Genomic DNA, 20,848 nt, shown 5'->3' on the forward strand with positions numbered 1-20,848 from the left:
ATCCGACAGCCAGAAGAAAAAATGCCAGTCAGGCTTAACTGACTGGCATTAGGCCGAAAGGCCCGTTTTTGTTTCTACTGTTTAGTGCGCGCCACCACCACCGCCGCCCGCGCCAAATGGCGGACGTGCAAACCACACCAGAACCAGCAAGATCAAAAATACCCCCGCTGATGCCCAGAAGATCTCATTCGCTGAGATGATCAGGCCCTGATTGGTAATTTGCTGTGCAATGTAGGCTGAAGCTTGCTGCTGCGTCATGCCCATGCTTTGCAGTTGGTCATACATCTGCTGCGAATTCGGGTTGAATGGATTCACCGATTCAGACAGATAGCTGTGGTGCATCGATTCGCGATCCGTCCACATAGTGGTGGTGATCGACGTACCGATTGAACCGGCCAGCGTACGCACAAAGTTCGACAGGCTCGATGCTGCTGCCATACGCTCTGGCGGCAACCCTGACAGCGTAATGGTGGTCAGTGGCATAAAGAAGCACGCCACGGCAAAGCCCTGAATAAACTGCGGCCATGCCGACGCACCAAAATCCATCCCCGGCTCAAACGTATACGCACGCCAGTAGAAGCACACCGCGTACATGATAAAGCTGAAGGTCACCAATCGCCGCATATCCAGCTTGTGGGCAAAGCGACCAATGATGGGCGACAGGATTACCGGAATGATGCCGACCGGCGCTGACGCCAAACCTGCCCAGGTGGCGGTGTAGCCGTATACCTCCTGCAGCAACTGGGGCAGCAACACGATCGAGCCGAAGTAAAGCATGTAAGCCAGGCTGATCGACAAACAGCCGATGGTGAAGTTGCGCTTTTTAAACAGCGACAAATCGACAATCGGATGGTCGTCCGTTAGCTCCCACACCAACAGCACTGCCAGCGCCACCACGGCGACTACCGTGAGTACGATGATTTCCGTGGAGCCAAACCAGTCGAGTTCTTTACCCCGGTCGAGCATCACCTGCAGCGAACCAATCCCCACGACCAACAGAACCAGACCGACGATATCAATCGGGCGGATCTCGGTTTTGGTTTCGCGTCCTCGCAGGGTTTGCAGAGTCAGCGCGACGACGACCACACCAATCGGGACGTTGATAAAGAAGATCCAACCCCAGTGGTAGTTATCACTGATCCAGCCGCCGAGAATCGGGCCGCAGATCGGAGCTACGAACACCGTCATTGCCCACAGCGAGAGCGCAACGCTGCGCTTGGCCGGCGGGTAGTTGTTCAGTAGCTAACTTTGCGACAGCGGAATCAATGGACCGGCAACCACACCCTGAATGATACGGAAGAAGATCAGCATCTCCAGACTTTCTGACATGCCGCAGGCCCATGAGGCCAGTACAAACAGAATGGTCGACCAGGTAAACAGCTTCACTTCACCAATACGTTTGGCTAGCCAACCGGTAATCGGTATCGAGATGGCGTTTGCCACCCCGAATGAGGTAATCACCCAGGTGCCCTGTGAGTTCGAGGCACCAAGGTTACCGGCGATCGTTGGGATCGCTACGTTAGCAATGGTGGAGTCGAGAACCTGCATAAACGTCGCCAATGATAAGGCGATGGTCATCAGGACTAACGGCGCACCTTCAAGCGGTTTTTGTGCCATCACAGCCTCCCGCGGAATTAATCGGCGTTGGCACGAACGATTTCAGTAATCAGCTTGTTAACCGGCGCGAGGTCGATTGCCAATGCGTTACTTTCATACGCCGCTTGTGGACGCACGCTACTGGCCAGTGTGGCCCCGTCTTTGTTCTGGGTATCCACTTTGACTAAGGTGGAGAGACCAATACGCAGCGGGTGTTCGGCCACCTGTTGCGGGTCCAGCTCAATACGCACCGGTAAACGCTGAACCACTTTGATCCAGTTACCTGTCGCATTCTGCGCCGGCAGCAGAGAGAAGGCGCTGCCGGTGCCCATATCCAGACCGACAACTTTGCCGTGATACTCTACGTCATCACCGTAAATATCGCTGATCACGGTAGCGGGCTGACCGATGCGCACACCGGAAAGCTGCGTTTCTTTGAAGTTGGCATCAATCCACAAATTCGTGGCAGGCACTACCGCCAGCAGCGGCGTGCTGGTGGAGATCTGCGAACCGACCTGAACACTACGACGCGAAATATAGCCATCCATTGGACTACGGATATCGGTGCGCTGCAGCGCCAGCCAGGCATCACGCAGTTCAGCCGCGCTTTGTTTGACGGCGGGTTGCTGTTCCAGATCGGTGTTCAGGATCATCGCCTGGTTCGCGTTGTACTGCTGCACGGCGACATCAAGTTGCGCTTTCGCCGTGGCCACGGCATCACGTGAGTGCTGCAGCTCTTCACGACCAATCAGGTTTGATGCACCCAGCGGCTCACGACGTTTCAGATCGGCTTCAGCCTGATCCAGCGCGGTCTGTTGCAGCTTGATGGTGGCCTGATACTGCTTGCCGTTGATCATCAATTGATGCGTCTGGCGGACGCTGGTGGCCAGTGCAGTCTGCGCTTTTTCAAACGCCTGCTCCGCATCGGTTTTATCCAGCGACACCAAAATATCGCCTTTTTTCACGAAGTCAGTGTCATCAAACCAGACTTTATTCACGCTGCCGGAAACCTGTGCCATCACCTGCACCTGATTACCTGACACATAGGCGTCATCGGTTTCCTGGAAATGGCGCAGCACCAAATACCAGTAGGCCAGATACGCCACCCCAATCAATACAAACACGATAGCCAGCAGGATCAGCACACCTTTGCGCTTCTTCTTTTTATTCGCTGGCTGTTGCGGGCTTTGCGCTTCCGCGGTCGCACTCATGTTGTTCTCCACGTTTTCCATTTAGCCGGGCAGTGTTGATCCATCAACACGGTTTCCCGAGTCGAAAAAGCCAGCGCATAAGACGCTGGCCGGATAAAAGGGGATTAAAATAGCGATTTCGGAAGGTGATTGTGTCGCACTTCTTGCTATTAGCGCGACAGGGAAGCGATAACCTGATCTTCATCCATTTTATCAAGACGGTTAAGCAACTTGCGCGTAATCGCTTCCAGCTGATCCTGCTCGGATGTAGAGAGCGAAGACCACAGATACTGCAGACTCTGATGCTGAGGCGGCAGCAGCTGACGTAAGAATTCGTTACCTTTCTCTGTCAGGTGCAGATGCAGGCAGCGACGGTCATTATCGCTCTCGCGGCGCTCAATCCAGCCGCGTTTTTCCAGCTCATCGGCAATACGTGTTGCATTAGTGCGTGAGGAACCCAGCGCAGAACTCAGTTCTGAAGGCTGGATGCTCTGGTTTTCTTGCGCATCAAGTGTAATCAGCGCCATGAATAAGGTCTCGTTAATTCCCTGCGCCTTCAACATCTTGTTGCGGTTATCCAGCAGTTTTCCCTGCATATGCATGCACAGACGAGTCAGGATGATTTCCTGCAACGGAAAATCTTTATGGCGGTTAGCACGGATGTTCAGCATCTGTTCAATGGGAGTAAACGAACTTTCCATTTTAAAAAAAACCTCTTAGTTGCAACTGGTATAGTAAGGATGGTGACAGATTAAGCGTAGTCATATTTTCCGCCAGTGATTGTTCGCACGATCACATTGTCAACATCTGGCATTCCAGGTCGTTCCATAACCCTGGGCACTTCGCCCTGACAATGTGCCACGCAGAATGGTTACATTGTCATCAATTCACATCGTGAAATATTTTTAAGAAAAAATAATTTCGCGAGAAAAAATAACTCTGGTGAATAACTGTGCTGCTAACCATAACAAACTCAATCATCAATGAATAGTCTTACTCACGTGATTGGGTTGGTCTTTACGCTTTCTAAACACTTTAGCTGAACGCATTACATAAAGAAATCAATGGGTTAATTAACTTAATCGTAACAATTCCGGTACCAATACCGTACCAGCTAAAATGATGAATTGCATTCGTTGAGAGAATTTAACCTCAGGCATTGCAGAGGTAAGTCTCGGCTTAGCAGCATTCATGGCGGAAGAAAGGCGTAGATAATCATTTGTGGTTAATAGTAACCCAAAAAATTATTTCAATGGTGTGTTAATTGACAGGACGTACCAGTGCGCTATAACGCACGAACTGTGCGGGGATTGAGAACAAAAGCGGCCAAAAGGCCGCTTTTAAGGGAAGAGGATTACTTTGCCGCCGCTTGTGCGTCAGAAATCCACTTATCAAACTCGGCCTGATGGCCTTTGATCCAGCCATCTACGTGGCGATTGATGTCAGCTTCAGAAGCCTGACCCGCATGCATCGCCGCGTTTTCGGCGTTGATATCACCAATCGGCAATTTCATTTCAGCAAACAGTTTTGCCGCCGCCGGGTTCTTCTCAGCCCAGGCTTTGTTGGCCACAATGTGCATAGTGTTGACCGGGAAACCGTAATTTTTACCATTAGGCAGTTTGGTGTCCACTTTGCTCTGCTCGCCTGGCAGGGAAGAGAATGGCACCTGCAGCCAAACCACATCTTTACCCGGTTTGAGCACGTCGCTCAGCCAGTAAGGTGTCCAGGTGTAATAAAGGATAGGTTTGCCTTGCTTGTAGCGTGCCAGGGTGTCAGCCACCATTGCTGAATAGTTACCCATGTTGGCCGTAACCGTATCCGCCAGGCCATAGGCTTTATTCTGGTGGTTAATCACCGCTTCACAGCCCCAGCCCGGCGTACAGCCCGTCATGTCGGCTTTGCCGTCACCGTTGCTGTCGAACAGTTTGGCGATTTTCGGATCTTTAAGCTGTTCGATGTTGGTGATGTGATACTGCTCGGCGGTTTTCTTATCGATCAGATAACCCTGAGCAGCGCCGCCAACGTAAGTGCCTTCACGGTAAAACTTGTTATCACCGCCTGCCGCTTTATACATGTCGTCATGCAGCGGTTTCCAGTTAGTGGCTATAAAGGTGGCATCACCTGCCGCGATGGTGGTGTAGGCCACGTTGTAATCGACTTCGCCCGGCTTCTCAACGGTGTAGCCCAGTTTTTCCAGTGCGCGGCTGACAATCAGCGTCTGGAAAGTTTCTTCTGCGATGGTGCTTTGCAGCGGTTTAACGGTGATGCCTTTACCCGGCAGGTCGGCGGCGGACACGTGCGTCGCGGCGAACGTCGTCAGGACGGCAGCGAACAGAGCTGTCTTGCGCATAGTCATTCCTTATTTTACGTGTTGCGTCGGAGACGGACGGCCACGCTGGGCCGTCCATAGAAATCAGGCTTTTTTACTGAAGGGGCGCAGCAGCAGGCCAATTGGACCGGTGCTGTACCAGTGACGGTTGCCACGGCTGCGGCTATCACGGGCGAACGACTGAGTCAGGCGATCAAGGATAATCGCCAGAATCACGATACCCACGCCGCCGACAGTTGCCAGACCCATATCTAAACGACCGATACCGCGCAGCACCATCTGGCCTAAACCACCCACAGCGATCATTGAAGCGATAACCACCATCGACAGCGCCAGCATCAGCGTCTGGTTCACACCGGCCATAATGGTCGGCATCGCCAGCGGCAGCTGCACTTTAAATAGCATCTGACGTGGGCTGGCACCAAAGGATTCGCTCGCTTCGATCAAATCGGCAGGTACCTGCTTAATGCCAAGAATGGTCAGACGCACCATCGGCGGTAGCGCAAAGATGATGGTCACCACCACGCCCGGCACGTTACCGATACCGAACAGCATCACGATCGGCACTAAATACACGAAGGCCGGTGTGGTCTGCATCGCATCCAGCAACGGTCGGATAATGCGTGCCGCACGTTCACTGCGTGCCAGCCAAATCCCCAGCGGGAGGCCGATGATGATGCAGAACAGCAGGGCGGTCAGTACCAGCGCCAGTGTCACCATCGCTTGCGACCACGCGCCAATAGCACCAATCGCAATCAATGAAATGAGAGTCGCGATTCCCATGGCCGGGCTGGCAATTTGCCAGGCAATCAACGCAAATACCACAATCGCCACGGGCGCGGGCATGCCCAGCAGCAACTGCTGGAATGCGCTGAGGATATAGTCGACCGGCACGCGAATGCCCTGGAATACCGGGCGGAAATGGCTGACGACCCAGTCGATGCCTTCGGTCACCCAACTGTCGAGTGGGATCCAGGTCTTGTGGAACGGATCCATGATATTAAAATGCTCGGGAGCCGGAGCGGGCGCACTGTTGAGCCAGTCACTGCTACTGGCGGCGCTGCTGGCGGCATCATGTCCGCCGCTCGCCGCCGAGGGATCACCCCATGCATCGGCTGAACCACTGCTACTGGCTGCGCTACTGGCAGCATCATGTCCACCGCTCGCCGCTGAAGAATCGCCCCATGCATCGGCGGAACCGCTGCTGGACGTGCTGTCGGCGGGTACGCTGCTGCTGCCGCCCCAGGGATCGCTACTGCTGGCTGCCGCGCTCGAATCTGTGGTCGCGGGTTGCTGCGTGGTCTGGCTGGCGCTATCCCACGGATTGCTGGTTTGTTCACTCATGACTGGGCTCCTTCACGATCTAAAGCGCGCAATAGCATGCTTTTGGAAATAATACCGACGTATTGATTTTCTTCGCCGACCACCGGCACCGCGCAGGGCGCTTGTGCAACGTGGGAGAGCAAATCGTTCAGGGAGGTATCCGCAGGAACCGCTAACGGCGTCTCAAGCAGGGCGCTATCCAGACCTTCACCCGCAGCCAGTGCCGCTTTAAGTGAATCGGTTGAAACTACGCCGACAAATTTCTGTTTCTCCAGCACATAGCCATATTCGCGGTCTTCATCCTGAAGCAGTTTAATGGCGGAACGTGGGCCAAAACCGGCCGCTTTACGAATCAGTGCGCCGGCGCTACGACGGGCAATATCCCTGGCGCTAAACACATGGCTAATATCGACACCCCGGAAGAAGGTGCGCACATAATCGTTAGCGGGATTATTCAGGATTTCATCCGGCGTACCGACCTGTACCACTTCGCCACCCTGCATGATGGCGATGCGATCGCCAATACGCATCGCTTCGTCGAGATCGTGAGAGATAAACACAATGGTACGCTGATGTTTCGCCTGCAGTTTGACCAGCTCATCCTGCATTTCGGTACGAATAAGCGGATCGAGGGCGGAGAAGGCTTCATCCATCAGTAAAATATCGGGATTGATCGCCAGCGCGCGCGCTAATCCGACACGTTGACGCATACCGCCGGAGAGTTCATCTGGATAGGAGTGAGCATAATTATCCAGTCCCACCTGACGCAATGCTTCCAGCGCTTTTTCCTGACGTTCCTGTAACGGCACGCCCGCTAATTCCATGCCGAAGGCGGTATTATTCAGCACCGTCATATGGGGCATTAATGCGAAGGATTGGAATACCATGCTGATCTTATTTCTGCGCACTTCACGCAGTTCAGCATCCGATATTCTCGCAATATCGACACCGTCAATGATCACCTGGCCGCGAGTGGGCTCGATCAGACGATTGAGAAGGCGAACCATGGTGGATTTCCCTGAACCGGAGAGCCCCATGATGACGAAGATCTCGCCTTCTTCAATGGCCAGACTGGCATCTTTTACGCCGACGGAGAGACCGGTTTTCGCCAGAATACTCTCTTTGCTTTCGCCTTTCTCAATCAGCTTAAATGCCTTTTCGGGGTGATCCCCAAATACCTTATATAAATTCTTTACTTCGAGTTTAATTGCCATGCAGTAATTAATTTCCCGGTTAAATGTTTAGCTATTTCTTGTAGTGATCTCGATTAAATTTAAGCGCCCTATAACCTAGCATAGTGAGAATATCTGACAACCCTTGGTTAGGATATTTGGCTGAGCGAGCGCGTGCAGATTGGCGATAATTCCAGTGCTCACAAGGGATGAGAGCGAATCATTTTTTTCTGAATTTTTTATGAAATTAACCCGCTTTCACGGCAAATGCTCAGTGAAACACGAATAAATTGCGCTTATGTAGGCGATATAATGGACGAATTAATGGCGCTAGAATGACAAAATAATGAAGGTGAGAAACGGAAATAACGAGAGAATATTTGGTAATCTGAACGGGAAATATCAAGGCGCTGAAAGGGCGCGCTGTGGCGCGCCCTATGCTACATGCCAGAGGCTAGAAATTCCAGTCCTCGTCTTCGGTTTCCACGGCTTTTCCCATCACGTAGGAAGAACCTGAACCGGAGAAGAAATCGTGGTTTTCATCGGCATTCGGTGACAAAGCCGAGAGAATGGCCGGATTCACCGTCGTCAGCTCTGACGGGAACAACGCCTCATATCCCAGATTCATCAACGCCTTGTTAGCGTTGTAGTGCAGGAAGGTTTTCACCTCCTCTGCCCAACCGACATCCGCATACAGCGCTTCGGTGTATACCACTTCGTTTTCATACAGCGCCAGCAGCAAATCGATGGCAAATTGCTGCAGCTCTTCGCGGCGTGCATCGTCAACTTTTTCCAGTGCCTTCTGGTACTTATAGCCGATGTAATATCCGTGCACCGCTTCATCGCGAATAATCAAACGAATCAGGTCAGCGGTGTTGGTCAATTTACCACGGCTTGACCAGTACATCGGCAGCCAGAAACCGGAGTAGAACAGGAACGATTCCAGGAACACGCTGGCGATTTTCTTCTTCAGCGGGTCCTCGGCCCGATAGTGCTCCAGCACAATCTTCGCCTTGTTCTGCAACGCTTCGTTCTCCTCACTCCAGCGATACGCCGCATCGACATCGGCGGTGTTGCACAGGGTGGAGAAAATCGAGCTGTATGAACGCGCATGCACCGCTTCCATAAAGCTGATATTCGACAGCACCGCTTCTTCATGCGGCGTGATGGCGTCTTCCATCAGGCCCGGCGCGCCGATCACGTTCTGGATAGTGTCGAGCAGCGTCAAACCGGTAAACACGCGAATGGTCAGCTGCTGTTGCTGGTGGTCCAGCGACTGCCAGGCTGGCAGGTCGTTGGACAATGGCACTTTTTCCGGCAGCCAGAAGTTGCTGGTCAGACGGTTCCACACTTCGAGGTCTTTTTCGTCCTGGATTCGGTTCCAGTTAATCGCTTGAATTTGTTTAAGTTGCATAGTTTTCATCACAATGAGCAGGAGACGCAGCCCTGGACTTCGGTGCCTTGCAGCGCCATCTGGCGCAGACGAATGTAATAGAGCGTTTTGATACCTTTCTTCCACGCATAAATTTGCGCTTTGTTGATGTCACGCGTGGTGACGTCATCGCGGAAGAACAGCGTCAACGACAAGCCCTGATCGACGTGCTGCGTGGCTTCGGCATAGGTATCAATAATCGCTTCCGGACCAATCTGGTACGCATCCTGATAGAGATCCAGATTCTCGTTGGTCATAAACGGCGCCGGATAGTAAACGCGGCCGGTTTTACCCTCTTTACGGATCTCAATGCGCGACACGATCGGGTGAATACTCGATGTCGCGTGATTAATGTACGAGATCGAACCGGTTGGCGGCACCGCCTGTAAGTTCTGGTTAAACAAGCCGTGTTGCATCACTGATTCGCGCAATGCCTGCCAGTCTGCCTGCGTCGGTAATGCAATGCCTGCATCGGCAAAAATCTGTGCCACACGCGCGGTGCGTGGCAGCCAGGCGCGATCCACATACTTATCGAAGTAGTGACCGTTGGCGTACTGCGATTGTTCAAAGCCATCAAAACTCTGATTGCGCTCTTGTGCCAGCAGGTTCGACGTGCGCACCGCGTGATAGGTGACGCAGTAGAAGTAGAGATTGGTGAAATCCAGTGCCTCTTCCGAGCCATAAGCCATGCCTTCACGCGCCAGATAGCCGTGCAGGTTCATCTGACCCAGGCCCACCGCATGTGAACGACGATTGCCTTCCGCCACCGACGGCACCGAATTGATTTCACTCATCTCAGAAACCGCTGTTAAGGCGCGCACGGCGGTTTCAACGGTCTGTGCCAGATTGCGGGAATCCATAGCATGCGCGATGTTCAGCGAGCCGAGGTTACAGGAGATATCCTTGCCCACGCGGCGGTAGTTAAGATCGTCATAGAATTCGCTGGCGCTGTTAACCTGCAAAATCTCTGAGCACAGGTTGCTCATATTGATGCGACCAGCAATCGGGTTGTGACGGTTCACGCTGTCTTCGTACATGATGTACGGATAGCCTGACTCAAACTGAATTTCTGCCAGCGTCTGGAAGAAATCACGCGGCTTGATGTAAGTCTTACGGATACGATCGTCGGCCAGCATCTCTTCATACAACTCGCTGATGCTGATATCACCGAACGCCTTGCCGTAAATGCGCTCAACGTCATACGGCGAGAACAGCGCCATATCGCGATTCTCTTTCGCCAGCTGGAAGGTGATATCGGGGATCACCACGCCCAGCGACAGCGTCTTGATACGGATCTTCTCGTCGGCGTTTTCGCGTTTGGTATCAAGGACGCGGAAGATATCGGGGTGATGCGCATTCAGCCACACCGCGCCCGCGCCCTGGCGTGCACCAAGCTGATTGGCGTAAGAGAACGCATCTTCCAGCATCTTCATTACCGGAATCACGCCAGACGACTGGTTTTCGATGCGCTTAATCGGCGCACCGGATTCACGTAGGTTAGAGAGCAGGAAGGCCACGCCGCCGCCACGTTTGGACAACTGCAGCGCCGAGTTCACCGCACGCCCAATCGATTCCATATTGTCTTCGATGCGCAGCAGGAAGCACGAGACTAACTCGCCGCGCTGCTGTTTACCGCAGTTGAGGAAGGTTGGGGTGGCTGGCTGGAAGCGGCCGCTGAGCATTTCTGCCAGCAATTCGCGTGACAGCGATTCGTTGCCGCGTGCCAGCGTCAGCGCCACCATGCAGGCGCGCTGCTCGAAAGTTTCGAGATAGCGTTTACCGTCGAAGGTTTTCAGCGTGTAGCTGGTGTAAAACTTCCACGCACCGAGGAAGGTGTGGAAACGGAAACCCCAGGCATCGGCTTCATCGTGCAGCTGGCACAGGAAACTGAAGTCGTACTGATTCAGTACAGTGGCTTCATAGTAGCCTTCCTCAACCAGATAGCGCAGGCGATCGGCCGCCGAAGCGAACTGTACGGTATTCGGCTCTACATGCTGCAGGAAGAACTGGCGCGTAGCCTCGTGATCTTTCTCGAACTGAATGCGGCCATCGGCTTCATACAGGTTCAGCATCGCATTGAGCGCGTGATAATCCAGCTGCGTGCTGTTCAGGGTGTCTGTCGTTGCCAAAATTGGGTTACTCCCGCTTTTACATTAGCGATATCGTCGGGGGTTCCCATCAGCTCAAAGCGGTAGAGATAAGGAACCTGACATTTCTGCGCAATAATGTCGCCTGCCAGGCAATAGCCTTCACCGAAGTTGCGGTTACCGGCAGCAATCACCCCGCGGATACCGCGTCGGTTGGCGTCATCATTGAGGAATTGAATCACTTGTCTGGGCACCGCACCCCGCGCACTGCCGCCGCCGTAGCTCGGCACCACTAAAATAAAGGGTTGGTCGATATGCAGGCGCTGCTTGCCATCAAGCGGTATGCGGCAAGCAGGCAGTCCCAGACGAGTGATAAATCGGTGCGTGTTTTCCGACTGGCTGGAGAAGTACACCAGTGGGAACATCGCTTATCCCCCGACAGCAGCGAGCTGGCGCAGGCTGGCGATTTTGTCAGGGCGGAAGCCGCTCCAGTGGTCATCATGGGTCATGACGACGGGCACCTGGCGATAGCCAAGGGATTTGAGGTTATCAATGGCTTCCGGTTGGGTATCGAGATTGATCAGTTGATAGTCGATACCTTTGCGGTCCATGGCATTTTTAGTCGCGTTGCACTGGACACAATTGTTTTTAGTGTAAATAATAATGCGCATGATTCGTATTTCCCTTTGATTGCGGTCTGGATGCGAGATACGAAGCAAAATCCTATTTGCAGCGAACTTCGTCCTTGACGACATCTGGTAGTGAGTTGATGGGTTGAATACTAGATGTAGTGCTCGTGGTGGTCAAGCCCACCAGATATAGGGATTTTGTATTTTTATCTTCGGATAAACGCTAACACCAGAGATCATGCACCTTCCAGGCCCGAAAATTTTTTTGTAAAAGCGAGGGAGGCAAAATTTAGGTCAAATTTTGTGCCCTATCATTTGCGGCAGGCACAAAAAAGCCCCGCAATCGCGAGGCTCTCTTTAAACGCTAATGATGGTTAACGGCGTGACATTAACAGCGCACCTAACACAAGACCCACGGCTGCACCGACACCCACGCCATGCCAGGGTTTGTCATGCACGTAGGCATCAACTTGATAACTGGCGTCACGCGCTGCCTGAGAAACGCGGCTGTTGCCGCCGTTCAGTTTTGCGCGGGTCTGCTTCAGCAGCGACTGTGCTTTACTGCGTGCGATATCCACTTCATCTTTGGCTTCGCTGCCGTAAGATTTAAGTAATGCTTCGAGCGAATCTGCCAGCTCGTTTACATCCTGATTGATATCAATGTCATCGTTTTTGCTTACGCGATTAAACATTTTTTCGCTCCCTTTGATTTAACAAGTAATACTGAGTGTAGACGAAACGTGACTAAACGCAGGCATATGCCAGGCTTTAGGGAAATTCCGAATGTCCTGTATGTCGGGCTGTTGTAAGGTTGCGGGGCTGTGAGAAGAGAGGAGCAAGCATGTATTTACGTCCGGATGAGGTAGCGCGCGTACTGGAAAAAGCAGGGTTCGAAATGGACACCCTGACGCCAAAAATCTACGGTTATCGTCGTGGTGAAAATTATGTCTACGTCAATCGCGAAGCGCGCATGGGCCGCACCGCATTGATCATTCACCCCACGCTGAAAGAGAAAAGTCAGCACTTTGCCGAGCCCGCCTCAGAAATGAAAACCTGCGATCATTACACCCAGTTCCCGCTTTATCTGATGGGTGAATCCCAGGAACATTACGGTATTCCGCACGGTTTTAGCTCGCGTATCGCGCTTGAGCGCTATCTGCAAGGCGTATTTGGCGCCTGATGTGGTGCCCCGTTGACGCGGGGCCACCCCCCGACTTTTTAAAACCCTCACCCTTTGCCACGTTGCAAATTGACACGCTGGCGCGTATAACCCTGTGTCCATATAGATGTTCAGACGTCCATACGGATTAAAACCATGCAACAGCAGGAAACCCCTTCGCAGGAAAACTTTAAGCGCACCATGAAAGTGCGGCATCTGGTGATGCTGTCGCTCGGGGGCGTGATTGGCACCGGACTGTTCTTCAATACCGGCTATATCATCTCAACCACCGGTGCGGCGGGCACGCTACTGGCATATCTGATCGGCGCGCTGGTGGTGTGGCTGGTGATGGTATGTCTCGGCGAACTGGCCGTAGCGATGCCGGAAACCGGCGCTTTCCATGTCTATGCGGCGCGCTATCTCAGCCCGGCAACTGGCTATACTGTGGCATGGCTCTACTGGCTGACGTGGACGGTGGCGCTCGGCTCCAGCCTGACCGCCGCCGGATTCTGTATGCAGTATTGGTTCCCCACCACGCCGGTGTGGCTGTGGTGTTTGGTGTTCTGCATCGCCATCTATCTGCTGAATATCGTCTCCACGCGTTTCTTCGCGGAAGGGGAGTTCTGGTTCTCCATCATCAAAGTGGTCACCATCATTGCCTTTATCATCCTCGGTGCAGGCGCGATGTTTGGTTTTATTCCGATGAAGGATGGCAGTGCCGCGCCGGGCCTGAGTAACCTGACCGCCTCAGGTTGGTTGCCGCACGGCACCTTGCCGATTCTGATGACCATGGTGGCGGTGAATTTCGCCTTCTCCGGCACTGAGCTGATTGGTATTGCCGCTGGAGAAACCGAGCAGCCGCAGAAAGCCTTGCCGCTGGCGATTCGTACCACGGTGGCACGATTAATCATCTTCTTTATTGGTACGGTCTTTGTGCTGGCGGCGCTGATCCCGATGGAACAGGCCGGCATCGTTAAAAGCCCGTTTGTGCTGGTGTTCGAGAAGATCGGTATTCCCTATGCGGCCGATATCTTCAATTTCGTGATCCTGACGGCGATCCTGTCCGCCGCCAACTCGGGTCTGTATGCATCGGGCAGGATGCTGTGGTCACTGGCGAATGAGAACACCTTGCCGCGCTGTTTCGCCCAGGTGAACCGCCGTGGGATTCCGGTGTTGGCGATCACCGTCAGTATGCTGGGCGGCCTGCTGGCGCTGTTCTCCAGCGTGATCGCGCCGGATACCGTATTTGTGGCGCTGTCAGCCATTTCAGGTTTTGCGGTGGTGGCGGTGTGGCTGAGTATCTGTGCCTCGCACTATGTGTTCCGTCGTCGCCACTTGGCCGCAGGCGGTTCGCTGCAACAACTCGCCTATCGCGCGCCACTCTATCCTCTAACGCCGATTCTCGGTTTCCTGCTGTGCCTGCTGGCGTGTGTAGGGCTGGCCTTCGATCCGTCGCAGCGTATTGCGCTGTGGTGTGGCATTCCATTTGTGCTGTTCTGCTATGCCGCATACCATGTCACGCATCGACGTAACCTGAAGGCCGGGGAGGCCAATGATGTCGCGTAATCCTGTCGCAGAAGCCTTAACACAACATGACACACTGATTCTGGATGGCGCGCTGGCGACCGAACTGGAGGCGCGCGGTTGCAATCTCGCCGATGCGCTCTGGTCTGCCAAAGTGCTGATGGAAAACCCTGAGCTGATTTATCAGGTGCATTACGACTATTTTGCGGCCGGCGCCAATGTGGCGATCACCGCCAGCTATCAGGCCACGCCGCAGGGCTTTGCGGCGCGTGGGCTGGATGAGGCGCAAGCGCTCACATTGATCGAGCAAAGTGTGAAACTGGCACAACGTGCGCGTGATGATTATCGTGCGGCATCAGGCAGTGAAGCCGCTTTGCTGGTGGCCGGTTCCGTTGGGCCTTATGGCGCTTACCTTGCTAATGGTGCTGAGTATCGCGGTGATTACGCCCTGCCAGAAGCGGAGATGAAAGATTTCCATCGCCCGCGCGTCAAGGCGCTGTTGGACGCAGGCGTGGATTTGCTGGCGTGTGAAACCCTGCCGTCGTTTGCCGAAGCGCAGGCGCTGGTGAGTTTGCTGGCAGTGTACCCAAACAGCAGCGCCTGGTTCTCCTTCACCCTGCGTGATGCGCAACACATCAGCGATGGCACGCCGCTGAGTCAGGTCGCTGAGCTGGTCAATGCGGCACCACAGGTGGTGGCGATGGGCATCAACTGCGTAGCGCTGGAGAGCGTGACACCGGCGCTGCAAACCTTGCAGGCGCTGTGTGCTAAACCGCTGCTGGTTTACCCCAATTCCGGTGAACAGTACGATGCGAGCAGCAAAACCTGGCACTCGGCGCCATCGGGCTGCACGCTGCAGGATAAATTCCCTGAGTGGCAACAAGCGGGCGCGCGGCTGATTGGCGGCTGTTGCCGCACCACACCGCAAGATATCGCGGCGATTGCCGCCTGTTGTCAACCGCAATAAAGGCCAGAAAAGCAGCACTGATAGGGCGATTGAGGCGAGTGAAAAGCAGGATAGGGCAGTTTAGACTGTCCTATCTGATTCTATAGCGGACCTGCCATGAACCTGCGACACCTTCTTCCTGCCACTGCATTGCTGCTGAGCGGCTGTGCCACCATTGTCGGCACGGAAACGCAGCCGGTAAAAATCGACTCTGTCCCGCAAGGCGCGCGTTTCACCGTGCAGGATGAAACCGGCCGCGCAGTGGCGCAGGGCTACACGCCACAAACCGTCGAGCTGGCAAAATCCACGGGTAATTATTTTGGTAAAAAACACTATCAGGTGATGCTGGAGAGTCCGGGCTACGTGCCGGTGACGCTGCCGATCGAGGCCAGTGCCAACCTGTGGTATCTGCTGGGTAATATCCCGTTACTGGGCTTCCCCGGCTGGCTGCTGGTGGATCCGTTCTATGGCGGCATGTACGACCTGAAACCTGAACATCCTCAGCCACGTCTCAACGTGGTGGGTGCGCGCGGCGGTTAAACCGCATGGCGCGGTCGCGGCGCAATTTTTTGTGCATCTCCGAAGCAGGTATGTCGCTGAGAGATGCGCGATAAACCGCGCTGCTAAGGTTCAGCATCATCTTTTTGGTTAAAAGCGATAAATCACTTAGCTGCCGTTTGATATTCAAGACGGCAGCGACAATGAGAGCCGATTTCAAGCTATTGTGCTGTCGGCTTCACCATGGCATGACCGGATTTATGCTGCGCCAGATACTGCTGCTGGAAAATGCACATGCGAATGGTATTGCGGTATTCACCATTGATGAAAAATTCGTGCTTCAGCACGCCTTCCACTTCAAATCCCAGTTTGGTGTAGATGTGAATCGCTTTCTCATTCTCCTGATCAACAATCAGGTAGAGTTTGTAGAGATTGAGCACCGAAAAGCCATAATCCATCGCCAGTTTAGCCGCCTGACTGGCTAAGCCTTTGCCCTGATGCCCCGGATCAATGATGATCTGAAACTCAGCGCGACGATGTACGTGATTGATCTCGACCAGTTCCACCAATCCCGCTTTTTGCCCATCGTGTTCAACGACAAAACGACGCTCTGTTTGATCGTGGATATGCTTGTCGTAGAGATCCGAGAGCTCGACAAAAGCTTCGTACGGCTCCTCAAACCAATAACGCATCACGCTGGCGTTGTTGTCTAACTGGTGCACAAAGTGCAGATCTTCTCGCTCAAGCGGACGCAATTTCACCGTCATACGGTGTTCCTTCTGTTGAAAAATTGGCGTGATTATAGCGCCATCCGCCGAAGGTTGCTTTCGCACCAGTGTGATCATCGGCATAGGGTTTATGCACCGTTTCAGTGCGCGATCTCAACCCCCTCTCCCCATTACAATGGGCTTTCACAATCTGGCACAGCCATTGCTTGGCTTGTATAGATAAGACTATACAACTGTTGTTTTTCATCACCTTTATCAGGAGTGGAAGATGGGCAAGCCAGTGAAACTCGTTGTTCATGCATTAACCGCCGCAGTCCTGTGCGCCAGTGCTTTAGGAGCACAGGCGGCCGACACCAAAGTCGCCATCGGTATTTCCGGCTGGACCGGATTTGCCCCACTGACGCTGGCCGATAAAGCTGGGATTTTCAAAAAGCACGGCCTTGATGTCGATGTGAAGATGATCCCGCAGAGCAGCCGACATCTGGCGGTGGCTTCCGGCACCATTCAGTGCGCGGCGACCACGGTTGAAACCTACATCTCCTGGAACGCCGCAGGCGTGCCGATTAAGCAGATCGTTCAGCTGGACAAATCTTACGGTGCCGATGGCCTCGCCGCCCGCAGTGACATCACCAGCATCAAAGATTTGAAAGGCAAAACCATCGCGGTAGATGCTCCCGGCACCTCACCGTATTTCCTGCTGGCGTGGATGCTGGACAAAAACGGCATGACGATGAAAGACGTGCGTCTCGCGACCATGGCACCGCAGGCGGCGGCACAATCTTTTGCTGCGGGTCAAAACGATGCGGCAGTGACCTATGAACCTTATCTCTCGGTGATTCGCAACCAGCCCAAGGCAGGGAAGATCCTCGCCACCACGCTGGATTATCCGATGGTCATGGACACACTTGGCTGTACGCCGACGTTCCTGAAAGAGCATCCTCAGGCCGCGAAAGCGCTGGTGGCCAGCTATTACGATGCGCTGGAGATGATCAAACAGCAGCCGGACAAGTCTAACGAGATTATGGGTGCAGCAGTAAAATCCACGGGCAAAGAGTTTGCGGAGTCAGCCAGTTATTTGCGCTGGCAGGGGCCGGAAGAGAACAAGAAATTCTTCAATGGTGAAATTGAAACCTTCAGTGATGAAGCCGGCAAACTGCTGCTGCGTGCAGGGGTGATCAAGAAAATGCCGGATGTGAAAAGCCTGTACGACGCCAGCTTTGTGCAGTAAGCAGGAGAAAGGAGATGGAGATGAGTAAAAGCCAACCCGTGACTCCGCCAGCAGCGCTGCCGGAGGCGCCGCAGCGCTGGCACAATCCGTTGATGGTGCCGCTGAAAGCGATTTCGCTGCACTTACGTGTCGCGCTCGGCGTGGCGTTCTTTGTGCTGTTTATCGCGGTATGGACGCTGGTAACGCTGGGCGGCATGGTGTCGCCTACTTTCCTCGCCGATCCTCTCACCATGCTGCAGCAAGGTGCGGTGCTGTTCACCGAGTACAACTTCTCGCTGGATATCGGCATGACGGTGATGCGCGTTCTGTCGGGCTTCCTGCTGGCGGCCGTGATAGGTGTGCCGCTGGGCATCATGATGGGCGCTTACAAAACCTGGGAAGCGTTTCTTGAACCCTTCGTCTCCTTTTGCCGTTATTTACCGGCCTCGGCGTTTGTGCCGTTGCTGATTCTGTGGGCCGGTATCGGTGAAACCCAGAAGATCCTGGTGATCTTTATTGGCTCATTCTTCCAGATCGTCTTGATGGTGGCGGTCACGGTGAGCGGTGCCCGCCGCGATCTGGTGGAAGCGGCCTACACGCTGGGCTGCAGCAACCGCTCGATCGTGCGTCGCGTGCTGATCCCCGGTGCTGCACCGGGCATTGCTGAACTGCTGCGCCTGGTGCTCGGCTGGGCGTGGACTTACGTCATCGTTGCCGAATTGATCGGATCGGAAAGTGGCATCGGCCATATGATCGTCGACAGTCAGGCATTGCTGAATACCGGGCAGATTATCTTCGGCATCATTGTGATCGGCTGCATTGGCTTGATCTCTGACTACTTGTTCAAAGTGCTCAATCGGCGCTTGTTTGCATGGAGCACCCTGTAATGAAACACAGCAAACTCAACGTGCGCGGCGTCGAGCGCATTTTTACCGGCCCCAAAGGCGAGCAAACTCAGGCACTACAGCCGATTCATTATCAGGTGGAAGAGAATGATTTCATTACCATTCTCGGCCCTTCGGGCTGTGGGAAATCCACTCTGCTGCGCATCATCGCCGGACTGGATACGCCCACGCGCGGGGAAATCTGGCTGGACGGTAAAAGCGTGGAAGGGCCGGGTGCCGATCGCGGCATGGTGTTCCAAAGCTATACGTTGTTTCCGTGGCTGACGGTGGAGGAGAACATCCGCTTTGGCCTGCAGGAGCGTGGCATCAGTGCAGCGCAGCAGAAAGAGCGCAGCGACTACTACATCCAGCAGGTGGGATTACGCGGCTTTGCGCAGCACTATCCGCGCCAACTCTCGGGCGGCATGCAGCAACGTACTGCGATCGCCCGTGCGCTGGCCAACGATCCCAAAGTGCTGTTGATGGATGAGCCGTTTGGCGCCCTGGATAATCAGACGCGCGTGATGATGCAGGAGCTATTGCTGTCGGTGTGGGAGCAGTCGCGCAAGACCGTGCTGTTCGTCACCCACGATATCGATGAAGCGATTTTCATGGCTAACAAGGTAGCGATTTTCAGCGCCCGACCGGGCCGCATCAAGCAGGAGGTGGCAGTGAATTTCAACAATGGGCGCGATTACACCATTAAAACCTCACCCGAATTTATGGCGTTAAAGGCCGAAGTGACCGAGTCGATTCGCAGCGAGACGCTGCAGGCGATGGCGCATTAAGCAGAGATCATATTTGGCGTAAATTGAATGGTGCATCAATTTACGCCTGTCCGTGGCGGCACGATGGAGCATGCATCTGTTTGCGATATGATCGCTTTAGATGCGGATGAAAAAATCGCGCCGCAACGGTTGAGTGAAAATGCGTTAACCGACAATCCGACCCAACGCCATATGTGCCGCGCGGTCGCACATATGATCGATTACATCGGGATCGTGACTTACCAGCACCATGGTCAACCCATCATTCTGCTTCAAATCATTCAGCAGATTCAGGATCTCCGCCTGCACCGACATATCCAGTGCTGAGGTTGGCTCATCCAGCAACAGGATTTTCGGCTCCAGTAGCAGGGCGCGCACAATCGCCACGCGCTGACGCTGGCCGCCGGACAGCTGATGCGGATAACGATCCGCCAGCGCTGGATCCAGCCCGACATGGCGAAAACCCTGATTGATGCGGTCGTCGATATTATCGCGCTTCAGCATCTTCAACGGTTCAGCCAGGGTGCGGCGCAGACGATGGCGTGGATGCAGTGAGGCATACGGATCCTGAAACACCATCTGCACATCACGACGCAGCGGACCGGTAAAGGCTTTACCTGGCTGCACATCGGTGCCGGCCAGTTGCATGCTGCCGCTCCAGAACGAGTTCAAACCTGCCATCACCCACAGCAGCGATGACTTGCCGCAGCCCGATGGCCCCACCAGACCGAAACATTCTCCCGCCGCCACCTGCAAGGATACGTCATGCACCACGGTGCGCAGTTCGTAGCCCTGCTTATGCGACACGCTCAGATTGTTTAACTCAATCATTGCTGGCCTCCAGCGCAGCACGATCCAGCACCGGCAAGCGTTCACCGTGCGTGGCTTTACTGGGACGACAGGACCATAGCGTGCGTGTGTAAGGATGAGTCGCATTAGATAGCTCTGCCGCAGGCAACGTATCCAGCAATTTGCCTTTGTACATCACCATCACGCGATCGCAGTGCTCAGAGACCTGCTGCAGATCGTGGCTGATCAGCAGTAAGCCCATATTGCGCTGCTCCACCAAACGACGAATCAGTGCCAGCACTTGATCGCGCATCGCATGATCAAGCGCCGAGGTCGGTTCATCGGCAATCAGCAGATCGGGATCGGTGATCAAAGCGATCGCCAGCATCACACGCTGCCCCATGCCGCCGGAAAGCTGATGCGGATAACGCTTCATCAACTGACGGGGATCCGGCAGACCGACCGCATCCAGCATCTCGCACACTTTCTCTTTACGTTCGGCACGGCTCAGTTTGCGGTGTAGCACCAGCGGTTCTTCGACCTGCCAGCCAATAGTGCGAGTCGGGTTGAGGGCGTATTTCGGATCCT

Annotated in this window: 20 protein-coding genes and 1 pseudogene; 7 read left to right on the forward strand and 14 right to left on the reverse strand. The window is 54.2% G+C overall.

The genetic code is table 11. The features are described 5' to 3' along the window. Positions 1–81: 81 nt before the first annotated feature. From emrB to RT340_RS13560, 11 genes and pseudogenes are all read right to left on the reverse strand, one after another. Positions 82–1,620: pseudogene (gene emrB / locus RT340_RS13510) on the reverse strand (multidrug efflux MFS transporter permease subunit EmrB). 14 nt (positions 1,621–1,634) lie between these two features. Then, on the reverse strand, positions 1,635–2,807 hold the full coding sequence (emrA, locus tag RT340_RS13515) for a multidrug efflux MFS transporter periplasmic adaptor subunit EmrA (protein WP_160834630.1): 1,173 nt from the start codon (positions 2,805–2,807) through the stop codon (positions 1,635–1,637). Positions 2,808–2,956: 149 nt separating this feature from the next. Continuing rightward, on the reverse strand, positions 2,957–3,487 hold the full coding sequence (gene mprA / locus RT340_RS13520; RefSeq protein ID WP_034825472.1) for a transcriptional repressor MprA: 531 nt from the start codon (positions 3,485–3,487) through the stop codon (positions 2,957–2,959). A gap of 653 nt (positions 3,488–4,140) precedes the next feature. After that, positions 4,141–5,136, reverse strand: a complete 996-nt coding sequence (gene proX, locus RT340_RS13525; RefSeq protein WP_058959187.1) for a glycine betaine/L-proline ABC transporter substrate-binding protein ProX — start codon at positions 5,134–5,136, stop codon at positions 4,141–4,143. Positions 5,137–5,199: 63 nt separating this feature from the next. Next, positions 5,200–6,459, reverse strand: a complete 1,260-nt coding sequence (gene proW, locus RT340_RS13530; protein WP_313376509.1) for a glycine betaine/L-proline ABC transporter permease ProW — start codon at positions 6,457–6,459, stop codon at positions 5,200–5,202. Continuing rightward, entirely contained in the window at positions 6,456–7,652 is a 1,197-nt protein-coding gene (gene proV, locus RT340_RS13535; RefSeq protein ID WP_313376511.1) for a glycine betaine/L-proline ABC transporter ATP-binding protein ProV, read from the reverse strand. The genes proW and proV overlap by 4 nt, the downstream gene beginning before the upstream one ends. Before the next feature lie 412 nt (positions 7,653–8,064). Next, positions 8,065–9,024, reverse strand: coding sequence for a class 1b ribonucleoside-diphosphate reductase subunit beta (nrdF, locus tag RT340_RS13540; protein ID WP_200577660.1), 960 nt, complete (start codon positions 9,022–9,024; stop codon positions 8,065–8,067). A gap of 8 nt (positions 9,025–9,032) precedes the next feature. Further along, positions 9,033–11,171 (reverse strand): class 1b ribonucleoside-diphosphate reductase subunit alpha, encoded by a 2,139-nt coding sequence (gene nrdE, locus RT340_RS13545; protein ID WP_313376515.1) that lies wholly within the window; start codon positions 11,169–11,171, stop codon positions 9,033–9,035. Then, entirely contained in the window at positions 11,150–11,554 is a 405-nt protein-coding gene (gene nrdI / locus RT340_RS13550) for a class Ib ribonucleoside-diphosphate reductase assembly flavoprotein NrdI (protein WP_034825480.1), read from the reverse strand. The genes nrdE and nrdI overlap by 22 nt, the downstream gene beginning before the upstream one ends. 3 nt (positions 11,555–11,557) lie before the next feature. Continuing rightward, positions 11,558–11,800, reverse strand: a complete 243-nt coding sequence (locus tag RT340_RS13555) for a redoxin NrdH (RefSeq protein WP_038645282.1) — start codon at positions 11,798–11,800, stop codon at positions 11,558–11,560. Between the two features lie 332 nt (positions 11,801–12,132). Beyond that, a complete protein-coding gene (locus RT340_RS13560) occupies positions 12,133–12,450 on the reverse strand; it encodes a DUF883 family protein (RefSeq protein ID WP_313376518.1) in 318 nt (105 codons plus the stop codon). Positions 12,451–12,599: 149 nt separating this feature from the next. Between RT340_RS13560 and RT340_RS13565 the strand changes: the two genes are divergently transcribed. From RT340_RS13565 to RT340_RS13580, 4 genes are all read left to right on the forward strand, one after another. Further along, on the forward strand, positions 12,600–12,938 hold the full coding sequence (locus RT340_RS13565; RefSeq protein WP_034825485.1) for a DUF2002 family protein: 339 nt from the start codon (positions 12,600–12,602) through the stop codon (positions 12,936–12,938). A gap of 135 nt (positions 12,939–13,073) precedes the next feature. Continuing rightward, positions 13,074–14,483 carry an S-methylmethionine permease gene (gene mmuP, locus RT340_RS13570; protein ID WP_313376520.1) on the forward strand — a complete coding sequence of 470 codons (1,410 nt, stop codon included), beginning with the start codon at positions 13,074–13,076 and terminating at the stop codon, positions 14,481–14,483. Then, positions 14,473–15,408, forward strand: a complete 936-nt coding sequence (gene mmuM, locus RT340_RS13575; protein WP_211729809.1) for a homocysteine S-methyltransferase — start codon at positions 14,473–14,475, stop codon at positions 15,406–15,408. Before mmuP ends, mmuM begins: the two co-directional genes overlap by 11 nt. Before the next feature lie 96 nt (positions 15,409–15,504). After that, the gene (locus RT340_RS13580; protein WP_038645291.1) at positions 15,505–15,927 is read left to right on the forward strand and encodes a hypothetical protein; all 423 of its coding nucleotides are present in this window, start codon (positions 15,505–15,507) and stop codon (positions 15,925–15,927) included. A 179-nt stretch (positions 15,928–16,106) separates the two neighbouring features. Here the strand turns inward: RT340_RS13580 and speG are convergent, their stop codons facing one another. After that, entirely contained in the window at positions 16,107–16,652 is a 546-nt protein-coding gene (gene speG, locus RT340_RS13585) for a spermidine N1-acetyltransferase (RefSeq protein WP_034825496.1), read from the reverse strand. 229 nt (positions 16,653–16,881) lie between these two features. Here speG and RT340_RS13590 point away from each other — a divergent pair, with 229 nt between their 5' ends. Genes RT340_RS13590 through RT340_RS13600 form a run of 3 tightly spaced genes read left to right on the forward strand, consistent with a single transcriptional unit; the run spans position 16,882 to position 19,492 of the window. Then, positions 16,882–17,841 (forward strand): ABC transporter substrate-binding protein, encoded by a 960-nt coding sequence (locus RT340_RS13590; protein WP_160834636.1) that lies wholly within the window; start codon positions 16,882–16,884, stop codon positions 17,839–17,841. A 20-nt stretch (positions 17,842–17,861) separates the two neighbouring features. Then, positions 17,862–18,707, forward strand: a complete 846-nt coding sequence (locus RT340_RS13595) for an ABC transporter permease (RefSeq protein ID WP_313376523.1) — start codon at positions 17,862–17,864, stop codon at positions 18,705–18,707. Continuing rightward, positions 18,707–19,492 (forward strand): ABC transporter ATP-binding protein, encoded by a 786-nt coding sequence (locus tag RT340_RS13600; RefSeq protein ID WP_058959180.1) that lies wholly within the window; start codon positions 18,707–18,709, stop codon positions 19,490–19,492. Before RT340_RS13595 ends, RT340_RS13600 begins: the two co-directional genes overlap by 1 nt. A 144-nt stretch (positions 19,493–19,636) precedes the next feature. On the opposite strand, the gene RT340_RS13605 is transcribed toward RT340_RS13600, so the two are convergent. Then, the gene (locus tag RT340_RS13605; RefSeq protein ID WP_211729811.1) at positions 19,637–20,302 is read right to left on the reverse strand and encodes an ABC transporter ATP-binding protein; all 666 of its coding nucleotides are present in this window, start codon (positions 20,300–20,302) and stop codon (positions 19,637–19,639) included. Next, the coding region (locus RT340_RS13610) for an ABC transporter ATP-binding protein (RefSeq protein WP_313376526.1) at positions 20,295–20,848 on the reverse strand (554 nt) is incomplete at its 5' end. The genes RT340_RS13610 and RT340_RS13605, both read right to left, overlap by 8 nt.

Source organism: Pantoea sp. CTOTU50773, assembly GCF_032082325.1.
Taxonomy (GTDB): Bacteria; Pseudomonadota; Gammaproteobacteria; order Enterobacterales; family Enterobacteriaceae; genus Pantoea; species Pantoea communis.